This is a genomic window from Brasilonema angustatum (genome assembly GCF_059505445.1).
Genome location: NZ_JCACKO010000118.1, coordinates 76,476 through 102,103, shown reverse-complemented (window position 1 = coordinate 102,103; position 25,628 = coordinate 76,476). Strand labels below are relative to the sequence as shown.

Here is a 25,628-nt window from a genome sequence, read left to right as displayed (position 1 = left end):
TTTAATCCGCGTTTAAAAACTCCAAATACCAGTTGCTAAGTTCTTTCACCGCCAATTCATATAACTGCTTCCCATGTTCAGGTGTCGCCAAAGCCGGATTTGAACCCATTCTGCCATCTGGATATTTCTGGCGGAAGTCAGCAGCACCATAAATTCTGTGTCCAGTACCAACTTCTTCTGAAAGAGGTGCTTGCTTTATCGCTTCTGGATACACAAATTGAGTCACTGCAACTTCGCTTGGTGTTGCATGGGAACCTTCTTGATCCCCATATAATTCCTTTGCCAACTTGTAAACTGAACCGCACATAAACCAGTTACCAACTTGGCATTGCACTCGTTGCGCGTTGGGAATTTGTATATCTTCCAAGTGGGCGTATATTTCAGAAAAAGCAGCCTTGAGGGTGGCTATGTTACCGCCGTGTCCGTTGATAAAGTAAAATTTTGTAAAACCAGCTTTAGCTAAACAGGTGATGTAGTCCCGCAGCACTAGAATCATCGTGCTGGGACGCAGACTTATACTACCAGGAAAAGCAGTATGGTGTAATGCCATGCCCACATTAATTGTCGGACCTACTATTGCTTGAGTCGCTTCACCCACACCACGGGCGATCGCCTCCGCACAAATCGCATCTGTCCCAATTAATCCTGTTGGTCCGTGTTGTTCTGTGGAACCAATAGGGAAAATAATACCCCTAGACTGTTGGAGATAAGCCTCGACTTCCTGCCAGGTGCTTAAATGCAATAACATTTTTCTTCCACGTCCTTATGAAGGTTGCACCTTTTTAAGGATAGATTATTAAATGCTGAATTAGGAATTCTGGAAATACTCTTAATTCAATAATTCCTAAATGACTGACTAATCAAGACAATAATGTTTCTTGACATCGCTTCTAATATCCCAAGTGTAGGACATTCCAGCCGGAAAAGTCACCAAATCACCTTTACCCATCTGCACTGATTCGCCACCCTCAGGTGTAACGATGACATCACCTTCTAAAAAATAGCATGTTTCTTGAGTGTCATAAGTCCAAGGGAACTTTGAGACTTCCTTTGTCCAAATCCCCCATTTGAACACACCCAGTTCGTTAAGCTGCTCAATGCTCGGTTGATGTTCTACGTTAATCTCCATTGTTTGTTCCCTTCAGCCAAGGTGATATTCAAAGAAGCTATCACTTCTGTGGAAAATTATAACCTTGGCTCAACAAAGCAACCTAGCTGACACCTATTAGAAAAATGATTGGGACAAATAAAACGCATTAAGCGATTACCAGTAACTCTTTCACAATCGGTAAATCTAAAATCCAACATGGTATGACTTGTTGAGCCTGGTGAAGGTTCATCAATTATCATTGGCAAAATTGAGAATAGAAAACCGCGTTACTTTCCGTGCTCTTGAGGGTGCTAGAAGATCATAAGATCGTCTTTCACGGTTCTTTGGAGGCGGGAGATAACTCAACTATTGGAGATGGTTCAGTACTGTTGTGCTCTATGGTTGGCAATAATCTCACGATTGGCACTGGCAGACATTAATCGTCGTTGGTGTGAGTATTATCTGACGGTGTACAAGTCGTGTGAGAATGCAATCATTATAACGGAGGAGCAAGCTGACGCAAAGACATCGATCATATATAAGATAAAACTTGCACTGCGAGCCAAGTTGTGACCTTACATAAGTGATTTTTTTCACAGTTTAACAGTAAGATTGAATATCCTCACCGCAAACATCAGCCAAATAACACAAAGCACGAAAACGTAATCCCACAAGTTCGTCGTACAGCGGATTTAATTTGCACATTGGGGGAATGTGGGCAATTTTGCGACCAAACAGCAGGATATCTCGCTCAAAAGGACATTGAGCCGGGATCATTCTTGCAAGAAACTTCGCCAATTTCGGATTTTTAATTTCTAAAGAATCAAGCTTACGACGCAATGGTTGAAGTAAATCAACTTTCGGTTGAGCTATTTGATTTGGATTGAGTGTTTGATGAGCTTGCAACTCAGAATGAACAAAACCAGGGAAGAAAATACGTTGACCACGATTTGGAGTTTTGAGAGCAGTCATAGCTAAGTTCACCTTAAAATTTGAATGGTTTGGTTACGGGTTTTTGGCTGTCCATAAAATCTATTTACCTAGCTTTTGAAACAGAATCATGGCAATACCAAATATATGTATACACGGAAGATTTAGTTTTGTAAACACCGTATATCATTTTTATTTAAACTGACCGTACTGTGAAAAACTGTTCACCCTAATACAATACTATAAAAAAATTATAAAGAAAGCTTTTATACTGATTGAAATCTTAAATTTGTTATTGTCGTTTCATATTTTGAATGTAAACGACCTCAGCAAAAACCACATACCACCTTGAGGTGTAGTTTTTTTGTCCAGAAGAATCATTTAGCTCATACCTAAGCTATATATTATTCTGATGTGATTTATATATACTTCTTATTATAACTATTGGCTCACTAGTTTGGTGTGAGATATATCACAAAATACCAAGACATAAATGAGCTATGTAGCAGTCTGCACAAAGTTTGGGAAGCATTTGCAAATGTATTTGTCAGGACTTATATGATGTCCGGCAAATCACCCTTAATATGTCATTGCGAGTGGAACGCAGTGGAGCGTGGCAATCGCAAGATTTTGGGATTGCTTCCCTTCGGTCGCAATGACGGTTCTTTGAACGGAGATGATATTATAAGTAGCTTTCGTATTACTCATGCCCCAATATGGTTTGAATAAGATCCCCCCGCCTGCGGCGACCCCCTTAAAAAGGGGGTAAAAGAGTAAACTAACGTGAGTTCGACGGACGGCTTAAACTAGCCCCCCTTTTTAAGGGGGGTTGGGGGGATCTCCCCGTTGTAGCACAAGCGCGTGGGTTGGGGGGATTTCCCTTGAGATAAACAAGCTAACCGAACCGTATTGGGACAGGGGAGGGTGCCGATAGGCGAGTGGGGTCAATTTATTACGGGTAATTAACCGGGCTTGATATTACGCACTGAAAACGTAAAATCAAGGTTTGAGATTGCGGCAGATTGCGGGAAGCCCCCTCCGGCGTCTACGTTCTGTGATCGCGGAACTCGCAACGATGTAATTCCGTATCACGCGATCACCCCATCAAGATCATTCCAACAACGCCTCAAGCGACTGGGGATCAGCAATACCTTGCAGGATAGCGAAGATAATCATAGAATCTTGCCAATCCAACGGCTCACACAGCACCTCCTGATCACGCTCACCGTCTAATATGCGATGGATAGCAGTTACGAAATTACCCAAACCATTTTTCACCAATTCTTCTTTCACCAATTCTTCCAGCATAGGTTCTAGCTGTTGCCTCGCTTCTGCATCATCCACAGCGGCTACTACCCAAGCAATCAACTGCCCAAAATTCCACAACTCATACTGTGTCCCGGCAAACGCCGCCTTTGCTTGTCGCGACAGACGACGATATTCCCGTGCTTGGGTAGTGTCGCCCTGTTTGTCGGCAATCTTAGCCAAGATACTATAGGTTTTCCAAATCTCAGCCGCAGCGGGATCTAAGCTTAGGTCGATAGCTAATGCCTCTTCTGCCAATTGCCGTGCTTCGGTTAAGCGGTGCGGTTGGTTTTGTAATAAGTTAGCAAGGTTGTTGAGTGACCCTGATACTTTCAACCAATTTCCTGTTGCTTTTGCAGCTTCAATTGCCTTGCGATACCAAGCCTCTGCCTCTGTCAGTTTGCCAGCATCTTGATTGACTACAGCTAATTGATGCCAAGTCGTTGCTGCACCTGCCAAATTACCTTGAGATTCTTGAATCTGTGCTGCTTGTCGGTAGGCATTTTCCGCAGCGTCCCACTGCTTGTCTTTTTGGTACACCATACCCAGTTGATGCCAAAACACTGCTTCCTTTGCTGGTTCACGCAGTTGCTGGAAAGTCGTTAGTGCTTCACGGTAACGCTGTTCGGCTTCTGAAAGGTTGCCTTGCAACAGGGCGAAAGTGCCAAGGTTTCCATTTGATAGCGCAGCACCACGAAAGTCTCCCAGTTCTTTTTTAATAGTCAATGACGCCTCATAAGCGATGCGTGCCTCACCATAATCTCCCATATCCGTCAGCACATTCGCCAAATCACCCTGCAAAATTCCTATCAGTTGCTTCACATTATCAGACTGTTCCAATTGTTGCGCCTCTGCCAACCCCTGACGCAAGACTTCTGCTGCCTGTGATGCTTGTCCTTGTTCATTCAAGCACTGCCCCAGTCGAGTTAAAGTAACACAGCGGTGATAATTCGGTTGCTCACCCAATCCTGCCAGTATCTCACCAAACACTCGCGCCGCTTCTTGATAGCGCCCTGCATTGAATAATTGTTCACTTAAATTAGTACGCGAGAGATACCATTTCTCGGAACCGACTTCTTCAGTTAACTGGGCAAGCCGTTGGGTGAGTAAAGTGCGATCGCGGTTGAGTCCGAAGTAGTCGAGAAATCTGTTTACATAGTCAACAAAATCCACTGCCCATTTTTCACCTGCATCCAACGCCCCGTGAACTGCATAGAGTAAATTCGGCAATTCCCATTGGGCAATGGCACGGATTTGATGGGGATTTTGGCTATCTTCCTCATACAAAAAGGCAGACAGTACACAATATTGCTGCCGATAACGGGCAAGCAGTTCTGTTTGTACTTCTGATGACAAACGCGACCACAAAGCAGGGGCTAAAGTCGGGTGAAACTTGAGATAAGGAAAGCGGACACCAGGCAGGCGTTCGGGCTGAATCAAAGCAGTAGCTTCCAATGCTGGACGCAGCTTTTGCCACTGTAACTCAGAATATTCAGTGATACCCAGCAGCATATTCTCAAACGCCCCACGCTGAAACACGCCCAACCGAGGCAATAACTGCATCGCCTCAGCGTCCAACTTTTCCAAAGACAAATTCAACGACGCCAACAAGGGGTTATCTGGTGTTTGGGCAATTAACGCTTCCAACCTTTGTCCCAACTCTGCTGGACGACGCATTTTCAACTGTCTCGCTAACAAACCAATCGACAGGGGATGAAAATCCACCAGCTTAAATAATTCCAACAACACCTCGCGTTTGGGCGGGTCAACTTTGGGTGCTGGGGGCAGTTTGATCAAACTCTGGAAATACGCCAAAGCATCTTCTCGTCCCAAACCTCCCAACGGCAAGGAAATATGTTTGCGACTACCTTGTGTGAGATAATCAGGATGGGTAAAATCTGGCGTTCTAGTCGTGATTAACACCCGACATTCCCCAACCTCAGACCATTGTTTCGCCACGGTTAATAGTTCCTGTAAAGGTTCCGGGGACAAGCTTTCCAAGTTATCTAAAATCAGCAAAGTTGCTTGGTTTCTCAATGCCTGAGTTGCTGCGGCAGCATCAATTAAATTCTTTTCCAACACTGTTGCCAGGGTACTGACTGCCAATCCTACCGCATCCACACCTTGGAAGGCAGCATAATCAACAAAACACACTTTCTCAAACATCCCTGTGCGGTGCAACCAGCGTCCTGCTTCTTGAACGAGATAGGTTTTTCCCTGTCCACCAAAACCCGAAACTGTTAAGCGGCGTGTCCCCTGCACAAACCACCGTTCTATCTCCCACAATTCCCGACTGCGACCAAAAAATCCTGCTTCTTGTAAAGGCGGCAAATTTCCCCATGAGGAGGAGTCGGGGAGGGGGAGAGGGGAGGAGTGGAGAGTAGAAGTTAACAACGGTGTATCTCCACCGGCTTGATAGAGTGCTGGTAAAAACCAGTCCTGCAATTTTAGAGTTATCCGTTCCTCACCCCGTTGTCGTTCCCCGCGTTCCCGGTTGAGATACAAGTCCCGCCGCGCATTATCCAACGCCTCGCCCATACCAACGCCCGACACCAAACCCTGATAAAATTTGGCAAACAATTGCTGGGTGGTTGTCACCAATACCGAATGAGTCATCGCCAACACCGCTGGAATTCCCGCATGAGTTAACCTGGCGGCGACACAACCCATTGCATCTTCTCCATCCTCACCACCCATCGCCGCTGACTGACAAGCAGACAGGACAATTAACCCGACTTTTTGGCGGTTCAGCATATCACCCAAAGTTTCGGCAGTAATCAGGGCTGTTTTCCCTTCTTTATCCTCAAACAACAGATAACCCGTATTGCCGTTATTTTGATGATCGCCTTTTGTTGCTGCTAAGCGATCGCTGTGTTTTGCCCGTTCATGAAACCGCCCATCAACATCAAACACCCCATGCCCATCAAAATGCACAATATCCACAGGGGGTTTGCGGGAGTCTTCCAACCGCGCTACCAAATTATCCAACGTCGCTGGACGCAAAAACTCTACCTCAACTCGTCCGGCTGCTTCTTGTGCGATCGCCTCCAAAACCGCCTGCGCCTCACCACGCGGATCAATAAACCCCGCATCACTGGGACGACTCACCACAAACAGCAACCGTAAACAATCTTTTACCTTAACTTTAAACGGTCTTCGACCACCTCCCGCCCCTGCCAAGCGCCGACGAATCGAAATTCGCGGATTTTCATGGCATAAATACGTTCCTTCTGGGTCACGCAACAATTCCCAAGGAAGCGATAAAATTATCGGATGATTGGCGCTGATGGTTAATAAGCGTCCTGGTTCTGCTTCATCCTGGAAATCATTAAATATCCGCTGGGCAGTCCGAGGCTGGAAGACAGCGTTAAACAAATCCTCGCCCCATTGCGCCAATTTATCAGCTATTTCTTTTGCCCTTGCATCATCCACATCTGTGGTATAATGCGTTGAATAAGTTTCTAAATACCAGCGAATATTTTCTTGGTCTTCTGCGCTCAACGGTGAAGTAAAAGGTAGCCTCTCAGTTTCTTGCTCATCAAGTTTGACAATCACTTGATTGATTTCTGGAAAGCGCAGATTTAATTCCATAGGTTGCTACTTTGAGGGCTAAATGTGGGAGTTCTCTTGAGTATAGATACAAACTCCTTACTTAGAATTCCAGAAATAATCGGTTTACAGTCCAAAAACAAAAATATTAAGAATAATTCTCGCAAAATGCCTTAACGCCAATATGAATCACAATCACGGCAACAGCAACAACCAGAATTTGCAGCATATTACCAGAAAATCCCAGTGCTACCAAAGCAATGCCAAACTTATCTATCACATCTTTATTATTGAGATCAGCCCACTTTTTCCACTGAGTATTTAGCACGCCTCCTTGTTCACACAAGTCACTCTTAGCTGCCCGTGCAAATTTTTTCAAAAAACTTTCGGGGTTTTCTTGAGTAATTTTTTCAATGACTTGGCTTTGCTTAACAGGTAATGCTTTGGTTCCTTCGGTTTCTCCTTCCTTGGAATCTGATATAGATCTCGTTCTGAGTTCGCTAAGTTGGTTATCAATTTCTGAGGATAAGGTGTCAATTTCTTCAGGAGCAAAGATATTAGTCATATTGGGTTGTCCAAAAAAGTTGATGAATAAGTCATGACTCATTACGTAACTAGGGCATAAGGAAATTAAAGTTCGTAGTAGGCGCTAAGCGCGAAAACAGCACTTACTACTAGCCAACTTCTCCTTTTAGGCGATCGCCTCCTCCATAACGCAAGAAACCATCTTACTAAAAGCATCGATCAACGTTTGCAATTGTTGATCTGCTTTTATCACTCCTAAATCCCGCACTGTCACTTTACCAGGAAAGTCAAAAATATAGTATAAAATCTAACTACACGTCAGTCAATGGGTTGACTATTCTTGTTTTCTTTTCTATTAGTTGGTTATTTTGCATATCTTCTGAGTAGAGAATGCTGCAATTACTAAGTAAAGCCGTAGATATAACTAAACTATCCCAATAAGAGTATCCATATCCTGAATTTATGTCTAGTGCTGTCAAGACTTTTAAAGTATCAATTTCCAAAACTGTAAAATAAAATTCGTAGCAATTTCCTGAATGATTTGTTTTGCTTCTTCTTTTGATGTCAAATTCTTTTTTGTTAAAACATTATAAAGTTCCCCTAAAATCTGAGTGCTGACAGTCAAGCAATCAAAATTCTCAGAAATTATTTTTTTAACTTTTAGATATTTTTCTTGAGGATCTTTGCATATAGATAGACCCAAAGGTTGGTGTCTATCATCACTTTATCTGCCATGCAGTTCCTCTCTATCGAATTGATAATTGGCGGGCAGAGCAAATGAATGTTTGTCTAAAAGACTAAAAAATCGTTCTTTCTTTGCTTCAAGCTCATCTGTCTCTACAATAATTATTTTGAGGGTTTTACCTTCCATTTCAGAACTTAGTTTTTCCTTCAGTATGAGATTGCCATTTTCACAAGTAGCTTGCAGAACTTTATACATAAACTCACTGTATGCCATTTAATTTTGAATTAGATAAGTAAGTCAACATTGAAAAACGTAAAATAGATTATTTGCGATTACTTCGCTACACTGCGTTTCGCTGCCCTCCGGGCACGCTGCGCTAACGTAATGACATTTTACGTTTATTAGGTTGAGTTACTTATCATCATTTTAAACAACCGCCTCCTCCACAACAGCACCCTGCATCTTACCCAAAGCATCAATCAACGTTTGCAATTGTTGATCTGCTTTCATTACTCCTAAACCCCGCACTGTCACTTTACCAGGAGAGTAAACAAAGCGTGATCTGAGGGTTTCCGACAAATTTTGAGCCAAGTTCTTCCAACCAGGTTCTTCCATTTGCGTTTCTAAAACGATGTGCTGTTTGTTTTCTGGTTTAATCCGGCTAAATCCTAGTTTCTTCGCCAGCTGTTTGAGTTCCATCACCCGCAACAGTTGAGTCGCTGGTTTAGGAATTGCGCCATATCGATCATTCCACTCAGCAGCAATCTGCGATAATTCTTCTTTAGATTTTGCAGCTGCAACCGCACGGTAAGCACTCATCTTTTGATCCAAATCGGTGATGTAATCGGCTGGGACAAACGCTGTCAGGTTGAGGTCAATTTGGGTATCATCAACTTTAGGAATTTCTTGCCCTCTGATTTCACGGATAGCTTCTTCTAGCATTTCCATATATAAATCAAAACCGATCGCCTCCATTTGTCCTGACTGTTCTGCACCAAGCAAATTACCCACACCCCGGATTTCCATATCCCGCATTGCTAATTGATACCCTGAACCCAGTTGCGTAAATTCCTGGATTGCTCGTAACCGCTGGCGTGCGGCGTCGGATAACGTCCGCTGTTTGGGATAAAATAACCATGCATGAGCTTGAATTCCTGCACGACCAACACGACCCCGTAGTTGATACAGTTGAGCTAGTCCGAAGCGGTGAGCATCTTCAATTAAAATAGTGTTGACTCGCGGAATATCCAAACCAGATTCAATAATTGTGGTACAAACAAGGATGTCCGCTTCACCATTGCTGAAAGTCAGCATTGTTGATTCCAATTGGCTTTCATCCATTTGACCGTGGGCGATCGCAACTCTCGCACTCGGTATCATCTCCCGTAACTCTGTTCCTATTTCCTCAATTCCCTCAACTCGTGGAACAACGTAAAACACCTGTCCCCCTCGGTCGAGTTCTTGACGAATTGCAGTGCGTATGCTATCTGAATTCATGGGTGACAAATGAGTTTGAATCGGTCGTCTGGATGGGGGTGGTGTCGCAATCAAACTCATTTCCCGAATTCCCGATAAGGACATATATAAGGTACGGGGAATCGGAGTTGCAGAAAGAGTCAGTACATCAACCTGAGTTCTCAAGCTTTTGATTCTTTCTTTTTGGTTGACGCCAAACCGCTGTTCTTCGTCAACTACCAAAAGTCCTAAATCGCGGAAGGCTACGCTTTTACCTAAAAGTTGGTGTGTCCCGACTACGATATCTAACTCTCCTGTCGCCAATCGTTTCAAAATATCGCGGCGTTCCTCAGCAGTCCGAAAGCGGTTGAGTAACCCAACGTTAATCGGGTAGGGCGCAAAGCGTTCTTTTAAGGTGTGGTAATGTTGCTGAGTCAGGATGGTGGTGGGTGCAAGCAGTGCTACTTGTTTTCCACCAGAGGTGACAGCTTTGAAAATAGCGCGAATCGCAACTTCTGTTTTTCCAAAACCAACATCCCCACAAACTAAGCGATCCATTGGGCGATCGCTTTCCATATCGCGTTTCACATCCTGAGTCGCTTTAAGTTGATCAATTGTGGCTTGGTAGGGGAACGAGTCTTCTAATTCTTGCTGCCAAGGTGTATCGTGTGGATAAGTAACGCCTTTTTGTTGCGATCGCGATGCATACAGCTTGAGTAAGTCCACTGCCAATTTCTTGATCGCTTTGCGGACTCTATTCTTGGTATTTTCCCAAGCCTTACCCGTCATTTTGTTGAGTTCTGGTGGTTTCTCGTTTGTCGTACGCAAGCGCGACAAAACACCAACTTGGTCTGCGGCGACACGTAATAAGCCGTCCGCATACTGCACCACCAAATACTCACGGGTTTCGTCGTTAAGTGTGAGACTTTCTAACTTGAGGAATTTACCTACACCGTGGTTCTTATGAACGACAAAATCTCCCTGACGCAGCTTATTGGGATCAACTTGTTTAGAAGCAGCTTTTCTCCGCTTACGGATGTAGCTGGGAGTCGCCAGGGAGTGCTGACCGTAAAATTCACGGTCAGTAACGACGACCACCCGGAACGTAGGTAAAATAAAACCTTCGAGTTCAGCAAGACCGGAATATTTGAGGGCGACTGGTGTGTGATTAATTTGTTGCTTGTCAATTGCGTGGTAGTCGCGGGGGTTAGGAATAAACTGGGCGGGACAGTCGTGTTCTTGCAACAGGGACACAGAACGCGAAGGTTGGGCAGACATTAGCCAAACCGAGAAGTTGCGATCGCGTTCTTGTCGCAGTGTTTCTGCAATTTTAGCGAATTGGTGCGGCATAACTGGCACCCTGCGACTGGCAAGATTAATGCCGCTGTTTTCCTCGACCAGTTCTGATAGATTTAGTTTGGGAAATTTTGCTGTATCAGCGAGACATTCGTCAAAAGAGCGATGAATTTTTGGCAATAACGTGGAAATCTCCTCATTTCCCTTGCTGAGAAGCAGTTCCCATTGTTCTTCGGCATTTTCTACCCAGCGATCGCTGTGGGCGTGACACTGTTCTGGTTCATCAATAGTAATTAACGTATTTTCAGGTAAATAATCTAACAGGGAAGCAGGTTTATCAAAAGCTAACCCTAAAAAGCGACGGTTACCCTCAAGGAGTTCTGAGTCTTGAGTCTCAACTTCTGAGTTATCACTTAATTCAGCACTCAATACTTGGAACTCAGCACTATCTTTCAGTGCTGTCATCAGAATGGGAGCAAAACTAGTGGGAGTTAGGATCAACTGGTCTATTTTGTCAAGGGCGGCAGAACGTTGGGTTACTGGGTCAAATTCCCGTATCTGCTCAATTTCGTCGCCAAACCAATCTAGTCGTACGGGTAACTCTGAGGACACAGGAAACACGTCAACAATATCGCCGCGCCGACTCCACTGTCCTTCTGTTTCCACCAAAGGAACTCTTTCATACCCCAGTTTTGTGATTTCTTCACTGAAGGTCTTCAAGTCAAATTCCATACCACGTTTCAGGGTGAAGCAGAAAGGTTTAAAAGCTTCTGCCGGTGGTAGATGAGGTTGTAGCGCGGCGACAGTAGCGACAACCGCCATTTTGGGTAAGGGGAGAGAGAGTGAGGGAGTGAGGGACTGTTGGCTCTCCTTCCCTCCTTCGCTCTTTCCCTCTTCTACTCCCTCATCTCTTCCTCGGGCAAGTTGTATCAAATCCGCAAGGACTTGCATCTGCCCCCAAGTCATCTCAGTTTCCGGGTCAAATGGTTCGTATGGGGACGCCTCGGAGGTTGGGTAGAAATGTACCGTTTGCCACCCCATTGCTTCTAGCTGTGTTGTCCAGCGTCCGGCTTCCTCCAGAGTCGCACAGACCACGAACAAATTCTTGCTCTGGGTTTGAGCCAACGCCGAAGCGACCAAACCTTTGGGTAAGCGAGGAATGCCACTTAAGAGCAACTCTTGTTGCCGATTAAGTTTAGAGAGGAGTTCAGTGGTGAGCGCAGAACGCCCCAAAGCACGCACAATGGAAGAAAATGCCATAGATCACAAAATTATGAAGAAGTCCTTCTCGCAGGCAAGCATAATACTAACGCTTACCTCAACTATTTTAAAAGTCTAGACACAGAAAGAACTCTAGCTATAGAGTCAACAACGCGCGGGTGTAAGGGGGTAAGGGGAGCCAGTGCTGTGGGGAGCCAGTACTTGATGAGGGTCTCCCTCCGTAGGTATCTGGCGTCCGGGTTTCCCGACTTGAGGCACCTGGCGTTGTAAGGGTGTAAGGGTGTAGGGGAGTAATTGGTGGGGGCACCGGATCCACCACCAATTAAAAACCACGCTCATCTTTGATTTAGTGGGGGCTTGAAACCCCCTTGGCTCTGGGGTATATGGATGTACCAAAAAACAGTCTCTTCTTATCCCCCTACACCCCTTTCTTGGTCATGAATACCTGGTACAATGACCACTTATTCCACTGACTCATGGTTCATATACGAATCAGTCTTAAGCTGCTAATTTATGACTTATAATTTATGACTTTTTTGTATGCAGAGTGTTTCGTAATCACACGTTGCATACTAGATACTAAGAGGTTAAGGTTAAGCACAGTTTGCCGATAGTATCGGCAGTTTTTACAGATGTCTCCAACAATCGAAATTCTAATTATTGTTCTTTTAATTCTTGCCAATGCTGTGTTTGTCATGTCAGAATTGGCGATTTTCTCAGTACGAAAGGTGCGTCTACAACAACTTGCTGACCGGGGTGATGCTAAAGCACGCGTCGCTTTGGAACTGGCATCCTCGCCGAATCAGTTTCTAGGAACTGTTCAGATTGGGATCACACTCCTGACCATCGTGTCTGGTGCCTATGGTGAAGAAACTATCGCCAAGAGACTAACGCCTATTCTAAATTTTATCCCTTTGCAGGCAGATTATAAGCAACACCTGGCTAAAGGATTAGCAATTTTAGTTATTACATTTTTGACACTAATTCTTGGTGAACTGGTACCTAAGCGGCTGGCTTTAAACAACCCGGAACCTATTGCTTCCGTTATCGCTATACCGATGCTTACGTTGTCTAAATTAACGTCTCCTGTAGTTTATTTACTAAGTCTTGCTACTGATACGGTGCTGCGGTTGTTGGGTACCAGACCGTCCAAAGAGCCACTCGTGACAGAGGAAGAAATTAGAGTCTTAATCGAACAAGGTACTGAGGAGGGAACCTTTGAGGAAGCAGAACAAGATATGGTCGAGCGAGTTTTTCGCTTGGGCGATCGCCCCGTTAGTTCGTTTATGACACCCCGACCAGATATTCTTTGGCTGGATTTGGAGGACTCTACTGAAGAAAACCGCCAAAAGATTATTGATGGCACTTATTCCCGGTATCCAGTTTGTCAGGGGGGACTTGACAACGTGCTAGGTATCATCCCAGTCACCGACTTGTTAGCCCGAAGTTTCTGTGGTGAGCAGTTGGATTTAACAGTAGGATTACGACAACCCGTATATGTGCCAGAAAGCACCCGAGGCTTGAAAGTTTTGGAGTTGTTCAAGCAAACCGTTACTCACATGGCGCTAGTCGTGGATGAATATGGTGTGATTCAGGGATTAGTCACTCTTAACGATGTCATGATAGAAATCGTTGGTGATGTTCCTTCTGTTGATGACCAAGAAGACCCTCAAATAGTGCAACGAGAGGATGGTTCCTGGTTGTTGGATGGTATGTTGGGTGTTGATGACTTTTTTGAACTATTCGATGTTGAGGAGTTGTCGTCCGAACACCGAGGAAGTTATCAAACATTAGGTGGTTTTGTCATGGCGCATCTAGGTCGCATACCCTCAGCAGCAGATCATTTTGAATGGCAAGGTATGCGCTTGGAAGTCATGGATATGGATGGTAACCGTGTTGATAAAGTTCTCGTTGTGCCTCAGGAAGCGAAATCTGGTAATAATGAGAAATTAGATTAGTATCACAATCAGGCTCAAGCAAGGGAAACGTAGTTGTGTCATTGCGACGTAAGGAAGCAATCTCACAGTCTTGTTCTTTCTTAACTCGTGCGTAAGTCCTAACAATGAAGTAGGGGAGCCACTGCCGTGCGCGGGTTAAGCGCGTTGAGGCATGTGGCGTGAGCCAGTGCCCTATGGCTAACGCCACGCCTTACAGCTATCGGGGAGAACCTCCGGTTCCGCTGCGCTTTAGACCTCTGGGCGTGCGCTTTGCGCATACGCAGTCGCCGTGAGAGCGGGAGAGCCGTCATTCGCGCTGTCTCACCGTGCGCGGGTTAAGCGCGTTGAGGCATCTGGCGTTGGGCATGAACAATGCCCACCCTACAAACTAACAGCTTGCGGTATTGCATCTATAATCATTTGCGCCAATTCACAAAAACCCTCTCCTTCAGCAGCCGAAGTCATATATACAGGGTGATGCTGAAGTTGATTTGCATACTCCAGCACATTTGCCACACCTACAGACAGTGGAAAATAACGGTGATCAAATAAACTTTCATCGTTGGGACTATCGCCAACACTCACAACTTGTTCTGGAGTATTGTACTCAGGAAAGTATTCTTGCAACACCTGTAATAACCCATTTGCCTTGTCTTGTCCCAGAGGTTTGATGTGACACTGTACGTTACTGTAGGTAAAACCCCAACCCATTTCCTGACATAGATGACTCAGGGTTTTGAGTTCATCTGTGCTTAAAGATTGCACATCAAATGTCCAATCAGTCACGCGAAATCGATTATCAGCAGATTCTTGGATCTGGGGACATTGAGTTTGTAATTGTTGAAAAGCCGATGCCAAGTGTTGACGATGTGCTATTAAGTCAGGAATGGGTGTTAAAGTAACTGGTTTGTCACTTCCACCCAAGAAAAACAAACCGCCGTTTTCAGCTACAGCACCAACAATGGGCAGATAATACGCTAAACCATTGACCCAACCAGCACTCCGTCCGGTAATAATCACCACCTTGATACCAGCAGTTGCTAAATCCTGCAAACTTTGCAATAACTCACTGGTAAATTTTCCTTTCCTGGTCAGGGTACCATCCATATCCGTAGCGACCAGACGAACGTTGCTAAAGCATTGAGTCGATGAAACCTCAGACAAGGGCAGGAGTCTGTGCATAAAAGTTTAGCAAAAAGCTGTCAAACACTAATTTACAGCAAGATGGCACTCATACCATTTTGGATTTTGGATTTTGGATTTTAGATTTTGGATTGTAAAAGACTTACTGGTAATTACTTTTAGCATTCTATCTGTCGCATTCTTTTTTCAAATTGGTATCAGAATTGGTCTCACCAATTGTTTTCCTTACCCCCCTACCCCCTTATACCCTTATACCGTTTCACTTTAAGGTTGATACAAATAGGCAGCAGAGGAGCAGAGGAGCAGAGGAGCAGGGGAGAAAGAATTACAGACTAATCATTTGTATCAAGGATTTCGTGAAATGGTATTACACCCTTACACCCCTAATTATTGACTTTACCTTGAGAATCACGGGCTAAAAGACCATCTTCCATTTCCACAATCCGATCAGCTATATCTAAAATGCGGTTGTCGTGGGTGACTAACAATATAGATGTTCCTTGCTCTTTAGCAAGATGCTGCATCAATTGCACAACATCGCGTCCTGATTGCTTGTCTAAAGCCGCTGTAGGTTCATCTGCTAGTACTAATGGGGGATTATTCACCAAAGCGCGGGCGATCGCAATCCTTTGTTTTTGTCCTCCCGAAAGATTTTCTGGATAGTAATCAATCCGTTCTCCTAAACCCACTGCTTTTAGTATGGCCTCTGATTTAGCAATGGCTTGTTGGTGAGAAATAAATTTATTCAACTCTACCGCCATCTGCACATTTTGCCTAGCAGTTAAAAACTCCAACAAATTATGAGCCTGAAAAATGTAACCAATCTTTCGTCGAATATTGACCAGTTTTTTCTGGCTAGCCTTATATAGTTCTATACCTAAAAATTGTAAACTTCCTTCTTGCACAGACCGCAAACCGCCAATCAAGCTCAGTAATGTTGTCTTACCTGAACCAGATGGTCCAGTCATAATAACAATTTCTCCTGGGTAAATGTCCAGATTAATATCATAGAGAATTTGTCTTTTTAATATGCCTTTGCCGTAATAATGGTTGATATGTTTTATGGAAATTACTGGTTCTTTATCAAACATAAATATATCTATAGTAGTCCTATTTGAGTTGTAAATTGTCTCATGAGGGCAGGGAACGCTTAACAGGTGAGACCAGCCCCCGTCTTGGCGGTCTCCGTCACGTTAGCGAAGCGTCTCCGCAGGAGATTGGGGGACTGGCGAACCCGAAGGGGAACAGGAATTGTTTATAAATGATTTAGGATTGCTATATAACTATCCTTCTTTTACTCAGTTCAATCTTAGATACTTTTTAGAAAATATCCGCAGGGTCAGCAGAACGCAACTTACGCATAGCAATAGTGCCAGAGATAAAGCACATAATAAAAGTCAAAATGAGTACCATTACGGCTCGTCCAACGCTCATCAAAACTGGTAAGAGTGTGGCATCTCTCGCCCGGTCATACAAAAACATAGTTATAGCAAATCCTGGAATATATCCTAAAATTGCTAAAATTAAAGCTTCTTGTAGGATAACAATTAACAAATATTTTTGTGTATACCCTATTGCTTTTAGGGTTGCATATTCCGCTAAATGATCCGCTACCTCGGTATAAAGTATTTGATAGACAATGACAGTTCCTACTATGAAACCCATAATAGTGCCTAAAGTGAAAATAAAACCTATTGCTGTACTACTTTCCCAGTAATATCTCTCATAATTAATAAATTCTTGCTTACTTAAAACTTTGATATCTCTAGGTAAATATTTTTTCAAAGTTTGAGCAACAGTGGTTGCATCTGCTCCTGGTTTTAATCTAATCAGACCGATATCAATTAATCCTGACTTATGAAGGGGGAACATTCGCAAAAAGTTTAAATCACTGGTAATTAAATTTCCATCTGCTCCGAAAGAAGCACCTAAAGTAAATAGTCCCCCTACTTTCATTCTTCGACTATTGACTTCTGCTACTACAGTTTTTCCTTGTTCAAATTCAGTAGCGATCGGTCCATATTCCTGTCTAGAAGAACGGTCGTATAAAACAACATCTGGCAGTTTAAGTTTATCTAAATTTTCTTTAACTCCAGGTAAATCTAAGACGTTGACGGCTGGATTGATTCCAATCACTAGGAGGTTACGAGAACGACCCGTTAAAGGATTTTTCCAGGCAGTATAATCTAGATAAATTGGATACACACTTTGTACTGCTTGTAAATCTAAAGCTTTGTATAAACGCCTCTGGGAAAAACCTTTCATGGAAAGCAAAGCATTAGATTGATTATTGATGAGAACAATGTCGGCTTGTAAACTTGTATGAAGTCGGACGTTACTAAAATATAGAGAATCCCGGAAACCAAGCTGCATAAACATTAAAATATCAGCAAAGGCAATTCCTGCCAGAGCTACAGCTAAACGAGTTTTTTCTCGCTTCAGTTGTAACCAAGCCAGAGGGATTTTTGTCATTATCTTTTGTCCTCAGTTGTTAGTTGTTAGCGCATGAACAATTGATTTTTCAAAGATTAATTTCAACAACCACCTTGGCGTAAGTTAAGCCTGTCACTTTTTTACTATCTTGTGGAGTCAGGACAATTTTCACTTCTACTACTCTGGCATCAACATCTGCGGCTGGATCTGTATTTAACACATCTTTTTTGCCAATTTGCCTACCAATTTCAGCAACAGTTCCTTGTAATCCTCCGCCAAAAGCACCATTATCACTGGTTATTACAGCTCGTTGACCAAGGCGCACCTTACTAATACTGTCTTCGGGAACTTCAGCTATGACTACCATCTGATCAGTCCGTCCAATCTCAGCAATACCATTTGTATTGATGCTCTCTCCAGCTTTCGTATGAAGTTTAATAATTTCGCCAGAAATTGGAGCTTTGATATAGCTTAAATTCAATTGAGCTTGTGCTTTCTTGAGTGCAGCGATCGCATTACTAACTTGTGCTTGTGCAACTAGTAAATCAATTGGACGAATATCTTTTATTCTGTTAAATTTGGCTCTTTCCTCATCAATTTGTCTTTGCAAAGTTGCGAGAATTTTGTTCCTATTGACTCTAGCTTCAACCAGTTGCTGTTGCAAAGTTCCTATAGTTTTTACTTGATTGGCTCTAGCTTCAGCAAGTTGCTGTCGTAAAGTTGCAACTGTTTGTTTTTGGTTTGCCTGGGCTTCAGCAAGTTGCTGAGTCGAAGTTTCCGCGCCTAATTGCCTTCTATCACGTTCCTGCTGAGAAATTGCACCTTCTTTGTATAACATCTGATAGCGTTGAGCATCGACTTCGGCATTACGTTGTTCAGCTCGTATACGCGAAACCGTAGCTTGGAAAGCATCCCTTTGCCCTTGAACTTCAGCTTGGATACGATTAATTGTTGCTTTTAAGACAGTTTTTTCCCCGCCTAACTCTGCTTGCAGGCGATTAATTGTTGCTTGTTGAGCATCTAGTTCCCCACGTAATTGTGCTTCCAGGCGAGCAATGACGGCTCTTTGAGCCTCAATGTCTCTTGGTGAACCTGCTTTGACATTTGCTAAATTGGCACGGGCTTCTTGCACTTTTGCCTTAGCTTCTTCCATTGCGGCTTGGCTACTGGAGAAGTTATCCAAAATAGCAATGATTTGATTTTTTTTAACTTGCTCTCCTTCTTTGACAAAAACTTGTTCTACTCGCGACGTTCCTTGGACTCCCACTGGTGCAGACAGTTTAAAAACTTCCCCTTGTGGTTCCAAACGCCCCAAAGCATTTATACTTGTGATTGGCGCACTGGATACGGGCGGATTCAACTTTTTCACTTGCTCCATTTTGGCTATGCTTAGGACTCCAGTTGCAACTATGACTGGCAAGGTTACAGCAATTAACCACCAAATCTGTGGTTTATCATTATCAAGAAACTGCTCCCTTACGCTTGAGTTATCACTCACCCTTGACATGATATTGCCCATTAGTTGGAATTTTGCATATACAAACTAAAAAAGTGAGTTAGGCGCAATAGAATTAAGTCAAATAATGAAAAAACCTATCTCCTGCACAGACGCTCTTGTCTATGTCCTTTGCACACCCTGCGCTCAAGCGCAGCGTGACTCTTAGGGCATACCACAAAGCACAGCGAAGCCGTGTCGTATCTCCTACGGAGATACTGCGCTAACGGCGATAGCTGTGGCGTCAGCCATAGACATACCCACTCTTGCGTAGCCTTGCCGCAGGCATAGGGCTGTCCCTAGGATAGGAATAAGAGTTTCACGACTAGTTCTTGCGTAAGTCCTAACACAGTTACAACAGTTTGGTTTGTCTATCTGAATAGATAGCAAACAAAACTGGGTAACAACTGCATTGTCTTTGAGAAAAAAAGTATGATTAACGAGGTAAGCTGATTGGCTTTGAGTTAACGGCAGCTCATTCCAACTTAACCCAGAACATCATAGACAAGCTGTTTGGAAATGAAGGTTACATTGAAGGATTTTGTGACTCGATTTTGCTTAAGTTAAATGAATTCTACATTTGTAAGTTGCTTGAAAACGTAGCAGAACCTACAGATAGGAAGATGGAAACCCTAGGAAAGACAAGAAGTTTTTGATTGTTGAGTTTGCACTAACTTGGTATATCAAACAGAACTGTCGTCATATATTGTTCTGCCCAATCTGAACCAAAAGCTTTTTCCAGTACGCGGCGGGTTTTGTCGTTCTGCTGCTGTTTTGTGCAGTAGTTACGTTGTCCAGCCAAACTTAGCATCGCCTGTTCTGATGGAAGGGGTTGGGATGCTGTGGCTTGCATGCAATGTATTTCTAAAAATTCCCGAGTGCGAGAGAGAAACAGATTTTCTTCTTCAGGAGAACTCAGACGAACGAAAACACAATAGTCTGAAAAAATGTCTCCCCACTCAGGCAATTCTCGCGGGTGGGAAAAGTTCAATTGAGGGAGTGCAGCCAGTGCAGAAGTATATGATTTTGGGAGAGTGTACTGGGAGTTGACTGGAGAAAGATCTGCGATCGCCGCACTTATTTGACCCCTAGCCCCAACTAAATCACAACCAAACATTGGCAGTTCGTACTCTGGACGGGGAAACATCACGCAGTGCAATATATCCAGCATATTTCCCACCTTTGCCAGTTCCAGGTGCATTTTCCGAAACTGGGGTGTTTGATAGCACTGGTTTTCAATCGTCAGCTTCTCACCTTCTAGCCGACCTTCCACATACCCAAATTCATTAGGCAAATGATAAGGCGATAAGTCCAAGTGCTTATGCCACACTGCTTCTATACAATCTGCTAGTTGACGAATCAGCGGATGTTGTTGCTCGCGCAGTGATGGTAAAGGAGTTGTTGTCATAATCTTATGGGATTTCTAACCGGGTAATGTGATTCAGTTATTAGTCTACCGTTCACAAAGTCTCACCCGAGGTAGCTCGCAACACAACCAAACACTTGCAACTGACAAATGTAAAGTTATAAAACACTCGCTTTTCAAAAATAGGAGTTATTTTGTATTCTTAGTTACAGAAATAATTTGGTTTTAGCCCACTAAAGAAGGCTAAGCAGAGCCATGAAATTAGATTCAAGTAAATCAGATCATGCCATAGAAAGCTCCTGGCACAATCTAAATTGGTTAAACAAGTGCTTCTCCACAGAATCTCCAGAGGATTTCCAGGCTTATAGTTGGGTAAAGCTGTTGGAACTTCCCAACCCCTACAGTTTTGACGAAGCACTGCTACTGTGCCACGTTTCAAGTCAAGAGTGGTTAGCCTGGATTCCAGATCATGGGGAAGCACAATTGCACATCAGTCAATTCAGTCATTAGTCAAAAATTATTCTCCTTCTGCACAAGATCCTCTGCTCGCTTTGTTCCTCATCCCCACTGGTATATTACACTGCTGGTTGAGCTTCTTTCGCTGCACCCAATGTGAGAGGATCAACTGATTTGAGTTCACCGTGATTGAGAGTCCAACAACGGTCTGCTATTGGCAACAAATCCCCTGCGTCGTGTGTCACAACCAGCAGTGTCCAATTTTTTTTCAGTTTCGCTAATAAATTTACCAGTTGCCGACGCATTGACCAATCCAAGCCAGCTGTGGGTTCGTCTAACAATAATAGATGTGGCTGGCGAATCAACTGCACCGCCAAAGCTAAACGCCGCTGCTGACCTCCACTCAAAGCATGAGGTGATGTACTCAGTGATAAATGCTCTAAACCTACTTCTCCAAGTGCTTGCGTAACTCGCTCTTTTCCTAACTCTGGATGTCCCAAGCGCAATTCTTCTAAAAGAGTACCGCCGCAAAAATGCCTCTCAGGAAACTGAAAGACCAAACCAGCCAGTTGTTGCATCTGCTCAGCGGTCAGTTCTTGTTCGCGCCAGAAGAGTGAACCTGATGTTGGTTCGGCAAGTCCAGACAAAATTTCGAGTAATGTACTTTTACCTGAACCACTCGGTCCAATAATTAAACCCAGTTGTTGGGATGGTAATTCCAAGTTAATTGATTTAAGAATAGCTGTTGGGCAAGCCGTGGGATGATAAATGAGGTTTCTCAGATAGAGCATTTGTTAAGTTTACCAAAAAGTCAGCAACATACCTATTAACTACACTGCCAGCTACTGTAAAATCCCGAAAAATTTACAAGGATTCAAGACGCTGGCAACCTCAATCTTGCAGCAAGAAACATGCTTTTGGATCAAAGTTACGTGCCACTCGTTAGAATGGAGTCACGCAAACGGCGAAAACCGTCACCCCTACTTTCGTTCATTGTCGCAAAATCACTCTTGAAAAATAGCCATAATAAGCTTGGGAACTTAGAAACATTACCCAAGTCAAACAGTATACAAAATTCTGGCCCAAACAGATCTACGTCCAGAGAGTGAACAGTCATCTAAAAAACAAAATTTAATAGTAAATATACTGAGACTCAAAATGAATGCACGGTTTCCAGGTTTGCAAAAAGTTGTACTTGCCAAATTTTATCGCTCTATTCTAGTGGCTTTTTCAGCTACCATTGCACTGAATATCTGGGCAAATCCTTCTTGGGCTGCAGATCCCTTTCGGATGAAAGAGCCTCGTAACATTGGCAACAAAACAGAGGCAGCATTCAAAGCCATTTTCCAACAGGGAAACTATCAAGCAGGAGATCGTTACTTACAAGAAGCATTATCTACAGAGCCAAAGGAACCTTTAGCTTATGCTATGAAAGCATCTTTAGCATATACGAATAAGGATTTGGCGGCACTAGACACTTACAGCAAAAAAACATCAGAAACAGCACAAAATTTAATTTCTAGTGACCCCTTGCGGGGAAATTTGTATGCTGCTGTTGGTCTATTTTTAGAGGGGTCTGTGATTATACAACGTGAGGGAACAGTCAAGGGTGCACCACAAGCCCTGACTAGACTACAGCAAGTCTATCAATATTTGGACAAAGCTGAAGCAGTTTCTCCTAACGATCCAGAACTCAATTTGATCAAAGGATACATGGATTTACTGCTAGCTGTCAATTTGCCCTTTGCTAACCCAGAACAAGCAGTTCAAAAGCTAGAAAAAAATGCAGCTCCCCAGTATTTGGCAGACAGGGGTATCGCTCTTGCTTATCGGGACTTAAAACAGTACTCTCAGGCACTAGACTATGCTAATCGTGCTTTAAAAGTGACAACAGATAACCCAGAGTTGTATTATCTTAAGGCTCAAATTCTTCGGGAAAAAGCGAATAAGGAGAAAAACTCGCAACTCATGCAGGAGGCGATTAAGAATTTTGATACAGCCCTGACTAAGAAGTCTCAACTCCCAGGTGATGTAACACGACAAATTGAGCGTGAACGACGTAAGGCTGCGGAAAATCTGAGTAGTTTTAGTAAGTAGGAGATCAGGGGACAAGAAAAAGGAGGGAGGAAGGGAGTGAAGCGCGCAGCGTTAACGTTAGCTCCGGTTCCCTCCGGGGCGCTTCGTGCCGTAGGCTGGGAGGGAGGGAGTTATTTCTGAGCCTGTAACCGAAGCGCTTTTGTTGCTTTCCCACTTCTCGATTAGGAAAGCACACTTTTTGTACCTTCTACTCTTTTACAATTAGATTTGAAAAAAGTGATCTAGATTGAGTCTTTCAACAAAATGCACGTACAGTTTCGCGAAATTAACCCTTTTGATTTATGGATTTGGTTGGAGTTCAGCACAATTCCTTCTCAGCAAGAAAAACAGTATGTAGAAGAGGTTTTCAATTCCTGGTTTTATTTGGGTAAATTGGGTGCATTTAATGCCGAAAATCTCCAGGTACAGGAAACTGGATTAGAGCTAAGCTACATGAATTACGACTCACAAGGATATGATAAAAGTTTGCTGGCGCTGATGCATAATATGGGTGAGTTTGAGTATGAGGGGACATGGGCGCGTTGCTGGTTTGACTTGGGAACTTCTGATGCGATCGCTCTCGATCTTATCATTAACGCCCTTAAGCAGCTAAGTGAGGAATATGTCACCATTGAGCAATTGTACATCGGCGGTGAAAATGAAGATTGGCCCATTGAAGAGAGCGAAAGCCGTCCTTCATTTATTTACGATAACTAACAACAAAAATGCATAAGCCAGGGGAAATTCGTGTTATCGCTTTGGGACTGATTCGCGAGGCTCAGTATGCCAAGCTGGGGAAAGGCATACGTATCTTCGTTTCTGAAGGCTACGATCCAGTCAAGCAACAAAAATTTTACCGCGCAATGGGTGGTGGAGTTGAGTTTGGTGAAACAAGTAAAGATGCTCTCAAACGAGAATTCCAAGAAGAGATCCAAGCAGAATTAACAAATATTCGTTACTTGGGTTGTTTGGAAAACATCTTCACTTTCAATGGTCAACCAGGTCACGAAATTATTCAAGTTTTTGAAAGCGACTTTGTTGATGCCAAATTTTATGAAACTGAAAAGTTAGTTTTTTCTGAAGGTGAGCGACAAAAAACTGCTTTGTGGGTAGATATAAACTGTTTCCAGTCAAAAGAGTTGAGGTTAGTGCCTGAGCAGTTTTTAGATTATTTGTCAAGTAGTTAGATACTAGAGAAGGCTTTTACCCCACGGTTGTTAAGCGCCAGGTTGCTAACAACTAACGACTAACTACTAACTTGCAGCACAACTAATGTCATATCATCGGTGTTTTGTTTATCGGCACCGATGAATTGTTGCACTTGGTCAAACAGGTAATCTAATATTTCCTGGGGCCCATTACAAATTCTACAAGCGTAGTTAAATATCGTAATCAGGTTTTCTTCATCATAGCGATCGCCACTTGCTGCTGCTGCATCAGTCAAGCCATCTGTGTAGTAAAGAATGATATCTCCAAGCTCTAATTCTACTTGGGCATCTTCGTACTGGCTATTGGCATCTAAACCAATCAGCATTCCAAAAGTATCTAGACGCGTGATTGTTCTGGTTGTTGCATGCCACCATAGGGGAGGATTATGCGCTGCATTGCTGTAGGACAAAATCCGGGTTTGGGGGTCATATTCTGAGTAAAATAGAGTGATAAAGCGGTGAGAATTTTCCAAATCCGCGTACATGACTTGATTCAAGTTTTGCAGAATTCGTTGAGGAGAATGACCGTGTAGCACTTCTCCCCGCAGCATTCCCCGCATCATGGTCATAATCAGTCCGGCTGGAACTCCTTTGCCCATCACATCACCAATCACCAAACCCCAACGACCATCTGCATCTAAACTCTCTTTGTTATTTAGTTGAATTTGGTTGTGTTTTGTGGGGATAAAGTCGTAATAGTCTCCGCCAACACGATTGGCGGGTTTACACCGTGCGGCAATAGCAACACCTGGAATTGTAGGGCACTGACGTGGCAGAAGCCGCCTTTGAATTTCCGCGCCAATTTCTAGTTCTTGATCTAGGCGTTCTTTTTTCCTGAGTTCCACAGCAAGTTCATCATTTTCTATTGCGACTGCGGTTTGATCTGCCACTAGGCGAACTAACTTTTGTCTGGTTTCTGTCCAAGTATATTCTGGATCGCGGCTTAAAACATAGAGCCATCCCCGTTCTGTATGCTTAACCAGAATAGCTGTACCAAAAACTTGTATACCTGGTCCTAAGCTACGGTGCATATAATCATCCAAAATACCCGACATTATTGCTAGAGGCTGGGTATTGTTGGGTACACATAGGATTTGACTTGTTGCTGTTTCTAGTGCCTTGCGGATATTCTTACGCTGGTGACTATCTTGCCAATGTAACTGCTCTAATCTGACTTGACCATTCGGTTTGTACACAAATAGGGCGCTACCATCTGCATCAGTGACTCTTGTTGCCATCAATGGAATCAGTTCCAAAAACTGATTCAAATTATTGAAACTTCGCAGGGCAAAGCCCAAAGAACTGAGTAAATCTTGAATTTTATTTTGTTCTCGGTGTAACCGTGCCACGAGTTCTTTGAGTGCCACAACTGGTGTGACCTCGGTCGGGGTACGACTATTACTATCAGTAGGTTGAGATGGTGGTTGAGGCACAGTTACCATTGTGATTTACATCAGC

20 protein-coding genes are annotated in these 25,628 nt (G+C 43.5%); 5 read left to right on the top strand and 15 right to left on the bottom strand.

Annotated features, from left to right (window positions below):
* Nucleotide 1: 1 nt before the first annotated feature.
* The 8 genes from AC5JM2_RS20120 to mfd form a co-directional block, all read right to left on the bottom strand.
* Nucleotides 2-748 (bottom strand): creatininase family protein, encoded by a 747-nt coding sequence (locus tag AC5JM2_RS20120; protein ID WP_495836619.1) that lies wholly within the window; start codon nt 746-748, stop codon nt 2-4.
* Between the two features lie 108 nt (nt 749-856).
* Nucleotides 857-1,129 (bottom strand): cupin domain-containing protein, encoded by a 273-nt coding sequence (locus AC5JM2_RS20115; protein ID WP_495836618.1) that lies wholly within the window; start codon nt 1,127-1,129, stop codon nt 857-859.
* Nucleotides 1,130-1,690: 561 nt separating this feature from the next.
* A complete protein-coding gene (locus AC5JM2_RS20110; protein ID WP_495836617.1) occupies nt 1,691-2,062 on the bottom strand; it encodes a Mo-dependent nitrogenase C-terminal domain-containing protein in 372 nt (123 codons plus the stop codon).
* 1,068 nt (nt 2,063-3,130) lie between these two features.
* The gene (locus AC5JM2_RS20105) at nt 3,131-6,916 is read right to left on the bottom strand and encodes a CHAT domain-containing protein (protein WP_495836616.1); all 3,786 of its coding nucleotides are present in this window, start codon (nt 6,914-6,916) and stop codon (nt 3,131-3,133) included.
* A 106-nt stretch (nt 6,917-7,022) separates the two neighbouring features.
* Nucleotides 7,023-7,439, bottom strand: coding sequence for a hypothetical protein (locus tag AC5JM2_RS20100; RefSeq protein WP_495836615.1), 417 nt, complete (start codon nt 7,437-7,439; stop codon nt 7,023-7,025).
* Nucleotides 7,440-7,883: 444 nt separating this feature from the next.
* Nucleotides 7,884-8,102, bottom strand: coding sequence for a PIN domain-containing protein (locus AC5JM2_RS20095; protein ID WP_495836614.1), 219 nt, complete (start codon nt 8,100-8,102; stop codon nt 7,884-7,886).
* 21 nt (nt 8,103-8,123) lie between these two features.
* The gene (locus AC5JM2_RS20090) at nt 8,124-8,357 is read right to left on the bottom strand and encodes a hypothetical protein (RefSeq protein WP_048868226.1); all 234 of its coding nucleotides are present in this window, start codon (nt 8,355-8,357) and stop codon (nt 8,124-8,126) included.
* A 153-nt stretch (nt 8,358-8,510) separates the two neighbouring features.
* On the bottom strand, nt 8,511-12,095 hold the full coding sequence (gene mfd, locus AC5JM2_RS20085) for a transcription-repair coupling factor (protein WP_495836613.1): 3,585 nt from the start codon (nt 12,093-12,095) through the stop codon (nt 8,511-8,513).
* Nucleotides 12,096-12,688: 593 nt separating this feature from the next.
* Here mfd and AC5JM2_RS20080 point away from each other — a divergent pair.
* Nucleotides 12,689-14,014 (top strand): hemolysin family protein, encoded by a 1,326-nt coding sequence (locus AC5JM2_RS20080; RefSeq protein WP_495836612.1) that lies wholly within the window; start codon nt 12,689-12,691, stop codon nt 14,012-14,014.
* A gap of 360 nt (nt 14,015-14,374) precedes the next feature.
* Here the strand turns inward: AC5JM2_RS20080 and AC5JM2_RS20075 are convergent, their stop codons facing one another.
* From AC5JM2_RS20075 to AC5JM2_RS20055, 5 genes are all read right to left on the bottom strand, one after another.
* Nucleotides 14,375-15,175 (bottom strand): HAD family hydrolase, encoded by an 801-nt coding sequence (locus AC5JM2_RS20075; RefSeq protein ID WP_495836611.1) that lies wholly within the window; start codon nt 15,173-15,175, stop codon nt 14,375-14,377.
* A gap of 344 nt (nt 15,176-15,519) precedes the next feature.
* Nucleotides 15,520-16,227 (bottom strand): DevA family ABC transporter ATP-binding protein, encoded by a 708-nt coding sequence (locus tag AC5JM2_RS20070; protein WP_495836610.1) that lies wholly within the window; start codon nt 16,225-16,227, stop codon nt 15,520-15,522.
* A gap of 229 nt (nt 16,228-16,456) precedes the next feature.
* Nucleotides 16,457-17,608 (bottom strand): ABC transporter permease DevC, encoded by a 1,152-nt coding sequence (gene devC / locus AC5JM2_RS20065; RefSeq protein ID WP_495836609.1) that lies wholly within the window; start codon nt 17,606-17,608, stop codon nt 16,457-16,459.
* 49 nt (nt 17,609-17,657) lie between these two features.
* A complete protein-coding gene (locus tag AC5JM2_RS20060) occupies nt 17,658-19,076 on the bottom strand; it encodes an HlyD family secretion protein (RefSeq protein ID WP_495836735.1) in 1,419 nt (472 codons plus the stop codon).
* A gap of 658 nt (nt 19,077-19,734) precedes the next feature.
* Complete coding sequence (locus AC5JM2_RS20055; protein WP_495836608.1) at nt 19,735-20,472, bottom strand: phycocyanobilin:ferredoxin oxidoreductase; 738 nt, start codon at nt 20,470-20,472, stop codon at nt 19,735-19,737.
* Between the two features lie 213 nt (nt 20,473-20,685).
* On the opposite strand from AC5JM2_RS20055, the gene AC5JM2_RS20050 reads away from it, so the two are divergent.
* Complete coding sequence (locus tag AC5JM2_RS20050; RefSeq protein ID WP_169263891.1) at nt 20,686-20,940, top strand: hypothetical protein; 255 nt, start codon at nt 20,686-20,688, stop codon at nt 20,938-20,940.
* A gap of 65 nt (nt 20,941-21,005) precedes the next feature.
* On the opposite strand, the gene AC5JM2_RS20045 is transcribed toward AC5JM2_RS20050, so the two are convergent.
* Nucleotides 21,006-21,677, bottom strand: a complete 672-nt coding sequence (locus AC5JM2_RS20045; RefSeq protein WP_210615997.1) for an energy-coupling factor ABC transporter ATP-binding protein — start codon at nt 21,675-21,677, stop codon at nt 21,006-21,008.
* A gap of 367 nt (nt 21,678-22,044) precedes the next feature.
* Between AC5JM2_RS20045 and AC5JM2_RS20040 the strand changes: the two genes are divergently transcribed.
* The 3 genes from AC5JM2_RS20040 (at nt 22,045) to AC5JM2_RS20030 (ending at nt 24,149) form a co-directional block, all read left to right on the top strand.
* Nucleotides 22,045-22,983 carry a Sll0314/Alr1548 family TPR repeat-containing protein gene (locus AC5JM2_RS20040; protein WP_495836607.1) on the top strand — a complete coding sequence of 313 codons (939 nt, stop codon included), beginning with the start codon at nt 22,045-22,047 and terminating at the stop codon, nt 22,981-22,983.
* A gap of 243 nt (nt 22,984-23,226) precedes the next feature.
* Nucleotides 23,227-23,679 carry a DUF3531 family protein gene (locus AC5JM2_RS20035; protein WP_495836606.1) on the top strand — a complete coding sequence of 151 codons (453 nt, stop codon included), beginning with the start codon at nt 23,227-23,229 and terminating at the stop codon, nt 23,677-23,679.
* Nucleotides 23,680-23,687: 8 nt separating this feature from the next.
* Nucleotides 23,688-24,149, top strand: coding sequence for an NUDIX hydrolase (locus AC5JM2_RS20030; RefSeq protein WP_495836605.1), 462 nt, complete (start codon nt 23,688-23,690; stop codon nt 24,147-24,149).
* A gap of 59 nt (nt 24,150-24,208) precedes the next feature.
* Here AC5JM2_RS20030 and AC5JM2_RS20025 read toward each other — a convergent pair whose 3' ends face one another.
* Nucleotides 24,209-25,612, bottom strand: a complete 1,404-nt coding sequence (locus tag AC5JM2_RS20025; RefSeq protein WP_495836604.1) for a GAF domain-containing SpoIIE family protein phosphatase — start codon at nt 25,610-25,612, stop codon at nt 24,209-24,211.
* Nucleotides 25,613-25,628: the final 16 nt, after the last annotated feature.

Coding starts and splice junctions, on each gene's coding strand:
- AC5JM2_RS20120 (WP_495836619.1), bottom strand. CDS start 748: ATGTTATTGCATTTAAGCACCTGGCAGGAAGTCGAGGCTTATCTCCAA.
- AC5JM2_RS20115 (WP_495836618.1), bottom strand. CDS start 1,129: ATGGAGATTAACGTAGAACATCAACCGAGCATTGAGCAGCTTAACGAA.
- AC5JM2_RS20110 (WP_495836617.1), bottom strand. CDS start 2,062: ATGACTGCTCTCAAAACTCCAAATCGTGGTCAACGTATTTTCTTCCCT.
- AC5JM2_RS20105 (WP_495836616.1), bottom strand. CDS start 6,916: ATGGAATTAAATCTGCGCTTTCCAGAAATCAATCAAGTGATTGTCAAA.
- AC5JM2_RS20100 (WP_495836615.1), bottom strand. CDS start 7,439: ATGACTAATATCTTTGCTCCTGAAGAAATTGACACCTTATCCTCAGAA.
- AC5JM2_RS20090 (WP_048868226.1), bottom strand. CDS start 8,357: ATGGCATACAGTGAGTTTATGTATAAAGTTCTGCAAGCTACTTGTGAA.
- mfd (WP_495836613.1), bottom strand. CDS start 12,095: ATGGCATTTTCTTCCATTGTGCGTGCTTTGGGGCGTTCTGCGCTCACC.
- AC5JM2_RS20080 (WP_495836612.1), top strand. CDS start 12,689: ATGTCTCCAACAATCGAAATTCTAATTATTGTTCTTTTAATTCTTGCC.
- AC5JM2_RS20075 (WP_495836611.1), bottom strand. CDS start 15,175: ATGCACAGACTCCTGCCCTTGTCTGAGGTTTCATCGACTCAATGCTTT.
- AC5JM2_RS20070 (WP_495836610.1), bottom strand. CDS start 16,227: ATGTTTGATAAAGAACCAGTAATTTCCATAAAACATATCAACCATTAT.
- devC (WP_495836609.1), bottom strand. CDS start 17,608: ATGACAAAAATCCCTCTGGCTTGGTTACAACTGAAGCGAGAAAAAACT.
- AC5JM2_RS20060 (WP_495836735.1), bottom strand. CDS start 19,076: ATGTCAAGGGTGAGTGATAACTCAAGCGTAAGGGAGCAGTTTCTTGAT.
- AC5JM2_RS20055 (WP_495836608.1), bottom strand. CDS start 20,472: ATGACAACAACTCCTTTACCATCACTGCGCGAGCAACAACATCCGCTG.
- AC5JM2_RS20050 (WP_169263891.1), top strand. CDS start 20,686: ATGAAATTAGATTCAAGTAAATCAGATCATGCCATAGAAAGCTCCTGG.
- AC5JM2_RS20045 (WP_210615997.1), bottom strand. CDS start 21,677: ATGCTCTATCTGAGAAACCTCATTTATCATCCCACGGCTTGCCCAACA.
- AC5JM2_RS20040 (WP_495836607.1), top strand. CDS start 22,045: ATGAATGCACGGTTTCCAGGTTTGCAAAAAGTTGTACTTGCCAAATTT.
- AC5JM2_RS20035 (WP_495836606.1), top strand. CDS start 23,227: ATGCACGTACAGTTTCGCGAAATTAACCCTTTTGATTTATGGATTTGG.
- AC5JM2_RS20030 (WP_495836605.1), top strand. CDS start 23,688: ATGCATAAGCCAGGGGAAATTCGTGTTATCGCTTTGGGACTGATTCGC.
- AC5JM2_RS20025 (WP_495836604.1), bottom strand. CDS start 25,612: ATGGTAACTGTGCCTCAACCACCATCTCAACCTACTGATAGTAATAGT.